The following is a 12,936-nucleotide window of genomic DNA, read 5'->3' as shown; positions in this document are numbered from 1 at the left end:
TTCTTACTTTTTGTCGGATGTTAAAAACTTAAAGGAGAGCAGACTATGAAAAGAGCAAAAACTCCTATTATTTTTATCCCAGGTCTTTTCGGTTCAATGAGTAATATTATTATTCCTGGTACCGGTAATTGGAACTTTGGGCTTTCTTCGTTTATTTATGAACCATTCATTATGATGTTAGAAAGTATCGGCTATGAACGAAATAAAAACTTGTTTATCTGTTTTTATGACTGGCGTCAGCGTATTGCTTTTTCCACTCAAAAATATTTATTAAAAACAATTGCCTATGTTAAAAAATTTACAGGGTGCGACAAACTAAATTTAGTTTGTCATAGTATGGGCGGACTTCTTGCACGTTCTTACGTTCAAAGTGAAGAATATGAAAATGATGTGGAGCAACTTATTATACTCTGTACACCAAACGCTGGATCTCCCCCCAATTATAGTTATTGGACTGGAGGTGCTCTCCCAGTACATACATCTTCTAAAATAAATATCGTTCATTTTTATATGGAACAATACATTCACTACGTAAGCACCTTACACAAAATGAATAAAGTTGAAGCGATACACCGTTACTTTCCAGGATTACAAGATGTTATTCCTTGTAAAGATTACGGAAATTATTTATTTATAAGATCCGGCTCTTCTATTACATTTCTTCCTTATTACAAGATGAAAACGAAAAATCCATTCCTCGATACATTAAATGCAAATAGATTTATTATAGAGAAAAGAAATATTGAAACTACACTCATTGCAGGAGATGGAGTAGAAACGATTCAATATTTACAAGTCGTCCCTTCACATTCAAAACTGGAATGGACAGACGGAAAAGTCGTCGGTGATATACTTACAAAACATGGTGATGGTAACGCTGTTCTACATAGCGTTTTTCTTCTAGAGGGAAATAAATATGTTGTGCATGCTTCACATAACGAAGTGCTCTACAAAAGCATTCCTATATTACAAAAGATACTTTAAATTACGAATACAAAAAAGGTGTGGCATTGCGCCACACCTTTTCATTAAATGAAGTTCCTTGCATCATTATTTCTTCCAAACTTATAAATCGCAATTAAGAAGAACGCTATCGCAAAGGCGAATAAAATTAAAATGTTTAAATACAACTCTGAAAACGGAATTCCTTGCTGTAATTTCGAAATCGTGTCCATTAGCCAGCGTTGCGGTAAAAAATCAGCTATTTTTTGTACTGTTTTCGGCATAATATCATATGGAAAATAACATCCCGCTAATAAACATGTCGGTACAATAACAACATTTTGCATCGCATTTGAAGCAGTTGAACTTTTTGAAAAAGACACAATGACTAATGATAAACCAATTGCGATTAAAGCAAATATCATGAGTACACCAATCATAACTGTGACAGGCATATTTATATTCGTATGAAAAACATTCGTCATAAATAATACGGCAATTACAATTTGTAATGTTAATATAATCATATTCACTGCGACATTAGATAATATAAATTTCTTTCCATCTATCGGTGTCGATAATAACCTAAAATACGTTCTGTTCTCTTTTTCTTTTAATATAAATCCTGATAAGTTCATCGCTGAAAATAGCATAAACATAATAAGATAACCAATCGTTTGATTTGTCATATCCCTATTTTTCGAAGTATCTTCAAGTGTCTCTGCTTTTACTTTAAATGAACTTTTTTGATAACCAGCGTACATACTATCAAACGTACTTTGATCCGCCCCTGCCACCTTACTAATCGCAGCGATATTATCAACATAGTTATATAAATATGATTTTATAAATACTGTTACTTGATCACCTTTAATCGATGAAACTTCAATATGACTCGGTTTCCCTGCTCGAACACTTTCGGAAAAACCAGACTGTAATGTAATAACACCATCAAGTTTTTTTGAAGTGAGTTTATCTTCCACTTCAGACTCCTTAATTTTACTTACATTCACATGATTTAATCCTTCTAAAAATTTCACTGTATCATTTGCGATAGGTTGATTTTCTTTATTTATAACCCCGATATTTAACGTTCCTTGCCCTACATTTCCGTATATTGAAAAGGAGATGAGCGTTCCTATTATTGGCAAGCTAATAATAATTAATAAACCTTTTTTATTTTTCAGAAGTACAGATAACGTTTTTTGTATGAGCCATAAAATATCTTTCATACTATAGCCCCTCCCGTCTACGTAATGCAATAATCGCAATTAATAAAAAGAGTGCTGAAATTCCGAGGTTTAAAAATATTACTGGCAGTGCCGCCCCTATATCATTTGCATAAATAATTTTCATAATGGCTGTGTTGGCCCACGTTAATGGCGATAAATTCGTAACGACATTTTCTTCCACTACGAAATACGCACCACCAAAAATAGAAGCTAATTGCACAACAACCATAATAATTGCTCTAGATGCCTCACCTGTTTTTGTAATAAATCCGATTCCTAAACCGAAGCTAATTGCTAGAAAGACTTCTGTTAGTAAAATAATAAATATGATTCCAAGATGGTCGCCCCAATTCGCTTGAAAAACAAATTTACTAAATAAAACGACGAGTAATAGACAAAGTGCATTCGCTACAAGACTACCGAGCACTTTCCCAACGAAAATCTCAGCTTTACTTATAGGTGCTGCAATTAAACGATCTCCTGTTTTACGTATTCGTTCTCCTCGAATTAAAAAGCTCGCCCCCATTGCAGCGTACAGTGCAATCATCGTCGTCATTACAACCGCATAGTAATCCATAGAACCTGGTTTTTTAGCAGCTCGTAAAGATGTTTCTTTAATATAATCATTATGATTTCCGTTTGAAATAACTGCGCTAACCTTACTCGGATCTACTTTTGCAACTTCGGCCGCTACGTTGTACTTATCAACAAATGTTGTAAGCATTCCTTCGACAATACTTCCCTCAATACTACTTCTGTCGCTTCCGTAAAATTTCGCACCATCCTTATTTAACTCTACATATGCAGTATATTTATTTTGCTTCACTTCTTCTTTCCCATCTATACCTCCGGAAATTTTCTTAAAGTGAATACCTGATTTATCGACTTCTTTCGTAAATGCTTCAAATGATTGAGAAAATGTGCTACTCGCTTCATCTTTATATAGCACTTGTATATCCTTAATCGCTTGACTATCGCTATTAAATGCGTTACTTAACGCTGTTCCTAACACAAGCATAAGCACAATTGGAAATGCTAACATAAAAACTAAAGTTCTTACGTCCCTGAAATCTCTTTTAATGTGCATAACTGCAATATTGAAGATGTTCAATCGATGAACCTCCCTTTTCTATTCTTACAATCACTTTATTTATCTCGTAAGTTTCTTCCAGTCAACGTAAGGAATACTGTTTCTAAATTCGGAGCCTGCTCTTCTAATGAACGAATTTCAATATCATGATTAATAAAGTGTTGAATAATTTTATTTAAATTATTTAATCCTGCATCAGAATTTACTTTGATTACGTTCTCTTCAATTTGAACAGCTTTCACACCATTTACCTCTTTTAATTTTTCAACGTCTAGATTTTCTACTGACTTCACTTCAATCCAAATGTCTTTCGTATCAGTAATAATCGCTTTTAACTGTTCTTTCGTGCCTTCTGCAATTACTTTACCGTGATCTACAATTGCTATTTTCGTACAAATCTCTTCTACTTCTTCCATGTAGTGACTCGTATAAATAATCGTACTTCCCATTTCATTTAATTTTCGGACAGACTGAAGAATGTAGTTCCTTGACTGCGGATCAATTCCAACTGTCGGTTCATCCATAATAATTAACTTCGGTCTATGAGCGATTGCACAAGCGATATTCAGTCTTCGTTTCATCCCGCCAGAAAAGTTTTTCGGGTAACTTTTATGTTTATCACTAAGGCCTACAAATTGAAGTGCTTCCTCTACTCTCGCTTTTAGCTCGGCTCCTCGTAATCCATACAACCCAGCAAAGAATTTCACATTTTCATAGGCAGTTAACTCTTCATAAATCGCAATATCTTGCGGAACGATACCAATATTCATCTTCGCAAATCGATTATGTTTCTTTATATTTTTTCCTAGTATGCTAATTTCGCCTTCATTACTTCTTAACAATCCAGCAATCATATTTATCGTTGTACTCTTACCAGCACCATTCGACCCTAAAAAGCCAAATATTTCTCCTTCTTTAATAGATAAAGACATATTATCTACCGCGATGAAGTCACCAAATTTTTTCGTTAAATTTTTAATTTCCAATGTGTTCATCATTTCACCCCTATTTCGTTTTCTCTGCTGTTATCCCGCATTAACGGGCAGTAAGACTCCCGATTGGTTCAACTAATAATCAGTGTGGGATGAACAAAACCCCCACTGATTAAGGTTTCACTTTATTATAAACAAAAAGAATGAACCTGCTCAGTGCAGAAGTTCATTCTTTTCACATGAGAATATTCACTTTTTTCATATGAGATGATTCATCCTCATCATGTCTTACTATATCGGCAACAACATTGTTACTGAAAAACCACTTGTCCCATCTACAATAATTTTTCCATTTACAGACGCTGTTCGCTCCTCCATCCCCATAATGCCTAGGCCTTTTTTTACAAGTAAAGCACCTTTTCCATTATCCTTCACTTGTACTTTGATCATTTTATTAAGTACATGAATATCTATTGAAATGACTGTCGCATCAGCGTATTTCATCGTATTTGTTAGTGCCTCCGTAACATTTTCACCAATAATTTTCCACTGAATTGGAGAAATCATATCTAAATTACCTTTATATACGAAAGGAATGTTCACATCATGCTTACCGGCAAATTCCTCTATGAATAATTTCATACGATGAATGCCAATTTGCTCAGTTGGTGGCTTCATATTTTTTAATGTAATCCGAATGCTTTCAATTCCATCTTTCGAAATATGAATTGCATTTTGTAATAACTCCGCAGATTTTACTTTATCTATTTCCATCAATCTCTTCGCTGCTTCCATTTGAATAAGCGCACCTGTCATCGAGTGACCAATTTTATCATGAATTTCTTGTGATAACCGATTTCTCTCTTCTAACTTAAATGTGTATTCAGATTGCCTTATGTAATCTTTATTTTCATTTAAGCTTTTCGTAAGTTTTTGTATGTCTTTTCTCATTTTATCATTTCGCATTTCGAGTTTTAATAATCGTGCTATATAGCGGTGGGCTATCGTTAAGGAAAAAAAACAAAATGCACTAATAAGTCCATACGTCATTTGAATACCTTCACCTATAAAAATAATAGGAAGGATCATAATGAAAAAGATTAACCATTTCTTTTCTATATAATAATTTGCAATTTCATATAAGTTCAAAGGTAAAAACAAAATAAAAAGCGGATGCACCTTCCATGTAAATAAAATTACTACACCCACTGACACACAAATGAAAACCCTTTTATACGTATCGTTTTTTAATATAGAGATTATTACGTTTACAGAAAGGTATATAAGCAGCGTAAATATAACCCATGGTAAGTTTGCAACATTTGAGTGAATGTAACTAAACACAATATATATAAATACAATTAATTTACTTACAGTTAACCAAAATTCCATAACATTAATCTACTTTCCCTGTTAAGTAATAAATCGCAATTTGCGTGCGATGTTCTAGTCCAGTTTTCCCTAAAACTGATGTAATATAATTTGCTATCGTTCCTTCAGATATGAAAAGTTGCTTCGAAATTTCTTTATTTGAGAAACCTTTCGCAATTAATGCGATAATACTAAGCTCTCTTTCTGTGAAAAGGCTCTTATCAATTCTAGATTCTTCTTCTTTACTTTCCATTAAATTAGACTTAATTTTATCAAGTACTACATCTTGCATAACAGTTTGACCGTTATATACTCCTTTTATTGCATCACGGATACGCTCTGGATCGTTATTTTTTAACAAATAACCTTTCGCTCCGTTTTTTACTGCATCCAAAATATATTCATCATCATCAAACGTCGTTAAAATGAGAGGCTTCGTTTTTGTCTCTTCACAAATTATTTTCGTCGCCTCTACCCCGTTCATGTTTGGCATCCGAACATCTAAAAGTACAATATCTACATCATGCTTTTTACAATACGCTACAGCTTCTTTTCCATCATTTACGGTATCTAATACTTCGAACTCTTCATATGTATTTAAAATAATTTTCATACCTTCTCTAATAAAAGAATTATCATCGGCTATTAATATTTTAATTTTCATGTTTGTTAGTATAGACCTTATCCTACTAACATTCACATCCTTTCTCCATGTAGCATTTCCTCTTTGCTCATTATATACTTCTCTTTACCATTTTTTCACACCTTTTTCATATAGCCCTCCTGCTAAAAATATATTATTCTTTTTTTACAACATGTGTAGGGTGACTTATCATTTCTTACGTCTATATAATAGAATGCGTCAAAAAGGAGGGAGAGACCGATTGAGGAAAAACAATTAATTGAAAAAGCACAGCAAGGAAGCGAACATGCTTTTCGTATCCTTGTACAAACATATCGTCATTATATTTTTCAAGTTATCTTTTCTATTTTAAGACATGAAGAAGATGCTAAAGATGTTACACAAGAAGTATTCGTAAAAATTCACGCCTCTCTCCCAAATTATCAATTTCGCGGATTAAAAACGTGGATGGCACGTATTGCCACCAATCACGCTATTGATTATAAGAGAAAAAAAGCTAGAGAAAACGAAGAACTCTCCTTATGTAAAGAAACTGCGGAAAATATAAAATCCTCTCATAATGTTGAGGCTTTATTATTGACGAAAGAGCAAAAATTACTCATTGCTCAAAAACTGAGAGAACTTCCCAAGAATTACCGTGACGTCGTTCTTGCACATTACTTAGAAGAAAAAAGCTATCAAGAAATTGCTTTACAGGAAAACATCGAAGTGAAAACAGTCGAAATGAAACTGTACCGGGCAAGAAAATGGATTAAAAAACATTGGAAGGAGGAAGAGTTTCTATGATGCATTATTCAAAAGATGATTGGCGCAATTATACATTAGATTTTTTAGAAAGCAATGAACGTGAATCTATGGAAGAGCACCTTTATGAATGTGATCATTGTTTAGCACTTTATATGGAAAGTATTGATGAACAAAATGAAAACCTTCCAATGATAAATGATAATTCATTTACGAACGAAGTTATGACGCAAATTAATTTTAAAACGCTACAATCTAATGAAAATATGAAATCAAACCAACTAAAGCGCACGATCATTCACTACATCATTGCGACTGCGGCTACAATTATTTTTATGGTAAGTGGTTTATTCCAGTATATTTTCACAGCGACATCAAATTTCGAGAAATCTTCAAAACATAACGAGTCTTCTATCTCACAACAAATTGTAAACAAATCGGTAGACACATCAAAAAAGGACGGAGGTTCAAAGCATGAATAAAAATCCCTTTTTAGCACTTGTATTAGGGCTAATTCCTGGGCTTGGACATTTATATTTAAAGAAATTTGGACGATTTATTTTATATAGCGGAGGGGCTTTATTTCTATTTATCTTTGCAGCATTTTGTACAATAGCATTAGGAGCGCGTGATATTGCTTTTCTTTCTCTATTTTTACTAGTCGTGTTATGGGCGATCAATTTATTAGATTTAGTTATCACTATTATTAACCAATCGAAAAAACAAGCTGCCGGAGAATTTACAGAATCCTCTAAAGAAAGCGAACGATTTTATATCATTCTCTTATCGATCATTCCTGGACTTGGACATTTCCAATTAGGACTAATGCAGCGTGGTCTTACATTTTTAGTAGCTTGTACAGGTATTGGAAGTATGATTATATTCGTTGCTCTATTAACATCTCAAGGAAGTTTCCTTATCTTTCTTATTACGTTACCTGTTTTATGGATTTATAATTTCTTCGATGTTGTTCAGCAACTACAGAAAAAAGAACGTGGCGAGCAATTAGTTGATCGTACTATTTTTGAAGAATTTGAAGAGCACCGTGAACAAGGAAAGAAAAGTAAAACATTTGCTTCTATTTTAGCAATGTTCCCTGGAGCAGGACATATGTATTTAGGCTTACAGCGCCGTGGTCTTCAGCTTATGGCAGCCTTTTTACTATCTATCTATTTACTTGATCTATTAAGGTTATCTGCCTTTTTATTTTTAGTGCCAATCATTTGGTTTTATAGCTTTTTTGATGCGTTACAACAAACTGCAAAATATGGAAAAGAACGCATACATGACGAACCTATCATCGATTATTTCATAAATCATCAAAGATGGATTGGTATCGGATTAATTGCATTAGGTGGTTATCAATTATTAGATCAAACACTCCTTCCTATTTTGGACGATTATTTTGCAACTATATTTAATATTCATCTTAGCGAACTGTATTATCGCTATTTCCAAACATCTATCGTTGCTCTCCTCTTAATTGGTGGCGGCTTTAAATTGTTACTTGGAAATAAAGAAAACAAAGGTGGGACAAACGAATGAGGACTTGGCGTGTTGGAACATTCTCAATGGGCATTTCCATTATATTGTTAGGTTGCTTTTTACTATTTTCAGTCGTAAAAGGAGTTCAAGCATTAGATACATTAACAGCATGGTGGCCTGTTTTACTTATCATACTTGGTGCTGAAATTTTACTATACCTTTTATTCTCTAAAAAAGAACAATCTTTTATTAAATATGATATTTTTAGTATTTTCTTTATCGGAGTTTTAGGAAGCGTTGGAATTGCTTTTTACTGTTTATTATCAACTGGATTACTAGAAGAAGTTCGTCATTCTATTAACACAACTAAACAAACGAGTAATATTCCAGACGGACAACTTGATATACCTGAATCTATTAAAAAAATCGTAGTGGATGCGGGACATCACCCTCTAACGATAGAGGGAAATAATACAAATCAAATTCATCTTCTTGGAACATATGAAATGACGACGAAAGCAAATGAAAAACTCAATTTAAAACAAGAAGATTTCCTTTCAGTTCAAACAGCTGGAGAAACGATGTATGTAACATTAAAATCATTACCGGTTCAACATACGTTATTTAACTCGGCGCCACAGGTGACACCGACACTTGTTCTCCCGCAAAATATAAACGTGGAAATTCGCGCTTCTAATAACGAACTTTCTCTTTATCCAGGTCAATTACAAAATAATTGGTTTGTACAAGAAAGTTCAAACGTGTCTGTCCATCTTGCAAAAGAAAGTGATGTATCTTTAACAGCAGTAACGAATCAAAAAGAAGCTCACGGTAATACTGCTTGGGAACAAGTAGAAGATTTAACGAAAAAAGAAAATAATTCTTCAGAAGAAAATCCAGAATTAAACAAGCAAGAACATTGGTATAAAAATTCGATTAAAACAGGAAATGGGACGTACAAGTTAAATATCGAGAAAGCTTATAATATAAATATGAGTGTTATCGAAAAATAAGAAACCTTCCACAATTGTGGAAGGTTTTTCTCATATAATCGCTTTTATTCCTTCTAAAACTAATCCAATCATAAATCCGCAAACAGCCCCGTTTACTCGGATCCACTGCAAATCTTTACCGACATTATTTTCAATCATTTCGATTAATGTTTTATCATCTAACTTATCAAGATTTTCTTGCACAAGCTTTCCAATTTTCGAATGATTTTTTTCAACAACATTGACAACTTGTTTTTGTAGCCAATCTTCTATTTTTTGAACTGTTCGTTCATCCTCTTTTACTTTATTCATTTGTGTTTTTAAAAATGGAACAACATATTTATCGGCAAATTCTTCATTTTTCACAAAGGCAACTGCCCTACTCTGTACTTGCTCTAGCATTTCTTTTATTTTGTCAGTAGCATCCCAATTTGCAATCCATTTTTCTTTCCAATTCTCTAATTCCTGTAATAAAGATTCATTTTCTTTTACATTTATAATTTCTTGACGAATCTTCGCTAATATAAGTTGCCTCGTACTATTATCAGCATCTTGCAAGCTGTTAATATTGCTAATAATAAACTTCTGCAAAATGCCTCCAATTTTATCTTCATCAACAATATTCATAAACGATTTCAAAGTAAACTGCAAGAATCCATCTACTTTTATGTTTTCCATCGCCTTCATTCCTAAGCTTCCGAGCTGATAACGAGCTTCATCTTGCGCTGTCCAATCTTTCACCTTTACTAATATGTAATCAAGTGTTTTTTCATCATATTCTTGCACAACTAATTGATCAACAAGCACTTGTAATATGTTACTTGTATTAATTGTATGCAAATACGTTTTTAATTCTTTTTCAATAATAACAGCTAACTTTTCCGTATCTATTGTAATAATCGCTTTCTCGGCAAGTGTTACAATTCCTTTTTTCACAGCGTCAGACTGTAACTCTTTCTCAGCAATTTGCAGTACCATTTGTGCTAGCTGCATTTCTTTTACTTTACTTGTAATACTTTCTTTCGTCAGCCATTCATTTTCTAACGTAGAAACGAGCCCCTTTGTTACCCGCTTACGATTTTTTGGTAATAATGCTGTATGTGGAATTGGAATTCCCAGCGGATGACGGAATAAAGCTGTAACCGCAAACCAATCCGCAAGTCCACCAACTAACCCAGCTTCAAATCCCCCTTGAATAATCTCCCCAGCTACCGTTCCTTGAAAAGGGATTGAAGCCGCAAAACCTATGCCCATAACCCCAAGCGAAATACCCGCTATATATTTTGTCTGTAATGACATCGTATACACACATCCTCTTATTATGTAAAATAACGCTGTTTTGTTATATTTATTCAATATTAGTTATCCTCTATATATACTATAAAGAACTATTGTGAAAATAACAAAGAATTTTATGTACATGAAAAAAATGAGGCTGTAAATAGCCTCATTTTTATTTTAACGTTAATTCCACACCTGTTTTATAATACCCATTCATCACGTCTTCCGGAACCATACTACCACCAGTTCCCCACACAATATGAGTACCCTTCTTCACCTTTTCTGTTAACCTATATTTTTGTAAATACTCATTTTCAGCTTTACATACATTCAACGGCCCTATCATACCCGCTAACGCCGAAGGCTCTAAATAAATATTTTCAGTATCAACCAGTTCTTTTAACAACCTATACAACTCTTCATCGCTTACTGTATAATTCCCGCTCAAAAATGGTTCCATCGTTTTACCGACAAATCCAGATGGTCTTCCTACCGCAAGTCCATCCGCATCGGTTATATTATCAATCCCGATATCTTGAACGGCAATTTTATCGTGAAGCCCCGTCATTAAACCGAGTAACATACACGGAGAATGTGTCGGTTCAGCAAAGAAACAATGAACATTGTCTTTATACAATAACTTTAAGCCAAATGCTACTCCGCCAGGTCCGCCCCCTACTCCACACGGAAGATAAACGAATAAAGGGTGTTCTTCATCTACTACAATCTCTAACTCTTCTAATTGCTTTTGTAAACGTGATGCTGCGACTCCATATCCTAAAAATAAATCATGTGAGTTTTCATCATCAACAAAATAACAGCTAGGATCTGCATCTGCTTGCAGCCTTCCTTCCTCTACTGCTTTACTATAATCAGCTTCATATTCAATAACATTTACACCTTTACTTCTTAATAAATCTTTTTTCCATTGTTTCGCGTCTGCTGACATATGAACCGTCACATTGAAACCTAATTTCGCACTCATAATACCGATGCTAAGCCCTAAATTTCCAGTAGAACCTACTGCAATTGAATACTTCGCAAAAAACCCTCTAAATCTATCACTATCTAAAATTGAATAATCATCTTTCTCTGTTAACATTCCATGCTGCAATGCTAATTGCTCAGCATGTTTCAACACTTCATATATTCCGCCTCTAGCTTTTATTGAACCTGATATAGGAAGGTGACTATCACATTTTAATAGTAATTCTCCCCATATAGGTTGCCCGTAATTTTTCTCTAAAGATTTTTTCATAGCAGATATCTTCACTAAAGGTGATTCTATAATGCCACTCGTTTTTTTCGTTTCCGGAAAAACTTTCGCAATATATGGTGCGAAGCGCTTTAATCTCTCTTCCGCATCTTTTACATTTTCTTCATTAAGCGGCGAACCTTTTATTGCCGTTTCATACTTTTCTGTATTCGGATTCATCCAAAATACTTCTTCCGTTGCAATAAGGTTGTTTACTAGTGGGTATCGCTCTTTTAATGCCTCTATCTCCTTCATTCCTCTTCCTCCTCATATCCTTGTAGCTAGCCATATAATAAATTATAATTGAATTAATTTTAATACAGTTTAACATAAAATTTAACTTTAGTTAATTTTAATTTAATTTATTTAAATATAATTTAATAATCATTAAGGAGAATGTATTATGGAAAATATAGATATTGGTAAAAAGATTGAAAAACAAAGAAAAGAAAAAGGATTAACTAGTAAAGAACTAGCAAAGATGGCCGAAATCACACCATCAATGCTTAGTCAAATTGAACGTGGTTCTGCTAATCCTTCTATTCAAACATTAAAAGTGCTCGCTAAAGCTCTTGATGTTCCAACGTTTAGCTTTTTACTTGAAGAAACAAATACAGATGATTTAATCGTACGCTCTCATAAACGAAAAAAAATGATTATCGATAATTTATCATATGAAATGCTATCACCTAATTTCACAGGAAATTTAGCAACTGCAATTATGACTGTTCCTCCAAATACTTCTTCATCAGAAAATGTTCTAGAACATAAAGGAGAAGAATTAGCCTTCGTATTAGACGGAACAATTACATTGCATTTGAATGAGGAAAAGTACATATTAGAAACTGGTGATAGTGTAAAAATACCCGCTTATTTAAAACATAAATGGGTGAATCATTTTGAGAAAAATGCAATTGTCTTGTTTTCTGTTACTCCTCCAATTTTTTAATATATATAATAAAAAATAGC

At 33.5% G+C, this 12,936-nt stretch carries 13 protein-coding genes; 6 read left to right on the top strand and 7 right to left on the bottom strand.

Annotated elements, in window-relative coordinates:
- Window positions 1-45 precede the first annotated feature (45 nt).
- Window positions 46-984: an esterase/lipase family protein gene (locus tag FT637_RS09590; RefSeq protein WP_193646048.1), complete on the top strand. Its 939-nt coding sequence runs from the start codon at window positions 46-48 to the stop codon at window positions 982-984.
- Between the two features lie 44 nt (window positions 985-1,028).
- On the opposite strand, the gene FT637_RS09585 is transcribed toward FT637_RS09590, so the two are convergent.
- The 5 genes from FT637_RS09585 to FT637_RS09565 all read right to left on the bottom strand — a co-directional run bounded on the left by FT637_RS09585 (window position 1,029) and on the right by FT637_RS09565 (window position 6,231).
- Complete coding sequence (locus tag FT637_RS09585) at window positions 1,029-2,174, bottom strand: ABC transporter permease (protein WP_193646047.1); 1,146 nt, start codon at window positions 2,172-2,174, stop codon at window positions 1,029-1,031.
- Between the two features lies 1 nt (window position 2,175).
- A complete protein-coding gene (locus FT637_RS09580; RefSeq protein ID WP_193646046.1) occupies window positions 2,176-3,285 on the bottom strand; it encodes an ABC transporter permease in 1,110 nt (369 codons plus the stop codon).
- A gap of 35 nt (window positions 3,286-3,320) precedes the next feature.
- Window positions 3,321-4,259, bottom strand: a complete 939-nt coding sequence (locus tag FT637_RS09575) for an ATP-binding cassette domain-containing protein (RefSeq protein ID WP_193646045.1) — start codon at window positions 4,257-4,259, stop codon at window positions 3,321-3,323.
- 228 nt (window positions 4,260-4,487) lie between these two features.
- The gene (locus FT637_RS09570) at window positions 4,488-5,588 is read right to left on the bottom strand and encodes a sensor histidine kinase (RefSeq protein WP_193646044.1); all 1,101 of its coding nucleotides are present in this window, start codon (window positions 5,586-5,588) and stop codon (window positions 4,488-4,490) included.
- 4 nt (window positions 5,589-5,592) lie between these two features.
- Window positions 5,593-6,231 carry a response regulator gene (locus FT637_RS09565; protein WP_193646043.1) on the bottom strand — a complete coding sequence of 213 codons (639 nt, stop codon included), beginning with the start codon at window positions 6,229-6,231 and terminating at the stop codon, window positions 5,593-5,595.
- 219 nt (window positions 6,232-6,450) lie between these two features.
- Here FT637_RS09565 and FT637_RS09560 point away from each other — a divergent pair, with 219 nt between their 5' ends.
- The 4 genes from FT637_RS09560 to exsE are packed head-to-tail and all read left to right on the top strand — an operon-like array spanning window position 6,451 to window position 9,452.
- Window positions 6,451-6,996: an RNA polymerase sigma factor gene (locus FT637_RS09560; RefSeq protein WP_319805946.1), complete on the top strand. Its 546-nt coding sequence runs from the start codon at window positions 6,451-6,453 to the stop codon at window positions 6,994-6,996.
- Window positions 6,993-7,436, top strand: a complete 444-nt coding sequence (locus tag FT637_RS09555) for a hypothetical protein (RefSeq protein ID WP_193646042.1) — start codon at window positions 6,993-6,995, stop codon at window positions 7,434-7,436. The genes FT637_RS09560 and FT637_RS09555 overlap by 4 nt, the downstream gene beginning before the upstream one ends.
- Entirely contained in the window at window positions 7,429-8,499 is a 1,071-nt protein-coding gene (locus FT637_RS09550) for a hypothetical protein (protein ID WP_193646041.1), read from the top strand. Before FT637_RS09555 ends, FT637_RS09550 begins: the two co-directional genes overlap by 8 nt.
- Complete coding sequence (gene exsE / locus FT637_RS09545; RefSeq protein WP_193646040.1) at window positions 8,496-9,452, top strand: exosporium protein ExsE; 957 nt, start codon at window positions 8,496-8,498, stop codon at window positions 9,450-9,452. The genes FT637_RS09550 and exsE overlap by 4 nt, the downstream gene beginning before the upstream one ends.
- Before the next feature lie 30 nt (window positions 9,453-9,482).
- Here the strand turns inward: exsE and FT637_RS09540 are convergent, their stop codons facing one another.
- Both FT637_RS09540 and FT637_RS09535 read right to left on the bottom strand, forming a co-directional pair.
- Complete coding sequence (locus tag FT637_RS09540; RefSeq protein WP_193646039.1) at window positions 9,483-10,730, bottom strand: DUF445 domain-containing protein; 1,248 nt, start codon at window positions 10,728-10,730, stop codon at window positions 9,483-9,485.
- A 154-nt stretch (window positions 10,731-10,884) separates the two neighbouring features.
- On the bottom strand, window positions 10,885-12,222 hold the full coding sequence (locus tag FT637_RS09535) for a D-serine ammonia-lyase (RefSeq protein ID WP_193646038.1): 1,338 nt from the start codon (window positions 12,220-12,222) through the stop codon (window positions 10,885-10,887).
- Between the two features lie 148 nt (window positions 12,223-12,370).
- Here FT637_RS09535 and FT637_RS09530 point away from each other — a divergent pair, with 148 nt between their 5' ends.
- Window positions 12,371-12,916, top strand: a complete 546-nt coding sequence (locus tag FT637_RS09530) for a helix-turn-helix domain-containing protein (RefSeq protein ID WP_193646037.1) — start codon at window positions 12,371-12,373, stop codon at window positions 12,914-12,916.
- Window positions 12,917-12,936 lie beyond the last annotated feature (20 nt).

The organism is Bacillus cereus (assembly GCF_015071065.1).
Lineage (GTDB): Bacteria > Bacillota > Bacilli > Bacillales > Bacillaceae_G > Bacillus_A > Bacillus_A cereus_BA.
Note: the sequence above shows the minus strand (reverse complement) of the source record. Positions and strands in the feature narration are given on the sequence as shown.

Excerpts from the sequence above, each read along its gene's own strand:
- FT637_RS09590 (WP_193646048.1), top strand. The coding sequence starts at position 46 with ATGAAAAGAGCAAAAACTCCTATTATTTTTATCCCAGGTCTTTTCGGT.
- FT637_RS09585 (WP_193646047.1), bottom strand. The coding sequence starts at position 2,174 with ATGAAAGATATTTTATGGCTCATACAAAAAACGTTATCTGTACTTCTG.
- FT637_RS09575 (WP_193646045.1), bottom strand. The coding sequence starts at position 4,259 with ATGAACACATTGGAAATTAAAAATTTAACGAAAAAATTTGGTGACTTC.
- FT637_RS09570 (WP_193646044.1), bottom strand. The coding sequence starts at position 5,588 with ATGGAATTTTGGTTAACTGTAAGTAAATTAATTGTATTTATATATATT.
- FT637_RS09565 (WP_193646043.1), bottom strand. The coding sequence starts at position 6,231 with ATGAAAATTAAAATATTAATAGCCGATGATAATTCTTTTATTAGAGAA.
- FT637_RS09555 (WP_193646042.1), top strand. The coding sequence starts at position 6,993 with ATGATGCATTATTCAAAAGATGATTGGCGCAATTATACATTAGATTTT.
- FT637_RS09550 (WP_193646041.1), top strand. The coding sequence starts at position 7,429 with ATGAATAAAAATCCCTTTTTAGCACTTGTATTAGGGCTAATTCCTGGG.
- exsE (WP_193646040.1), top strand. The coding sequence starts at position 8,496 with ATGAGGACTTGGCGTGTTGGAACATTCTCAATGGGCATTTCCATTATA.
- FT637_RS09540 (WP_193646039.1), bottom strand. The coding sequence starts at position 10,730 with ATGTCATTACAGACAAAATATATAGCGGGTATTTCGCTTGGGGTTATG.
- FT637_RS09535 (WP_193646038.1), bottom strand. The coding sequence starts at position 12,222 with ATGAAGGAGATAGAGGCATTAAAAGAGCGATACCCACTAGTAAACAAC.
- FT637_RS09530 (WP_193646037.1), top strand. The coding sequence starts at position 12,371 with ATGGAAAATATAGATATTGGTAAAAAGATTGAAAAACAAAGAAAAGAA.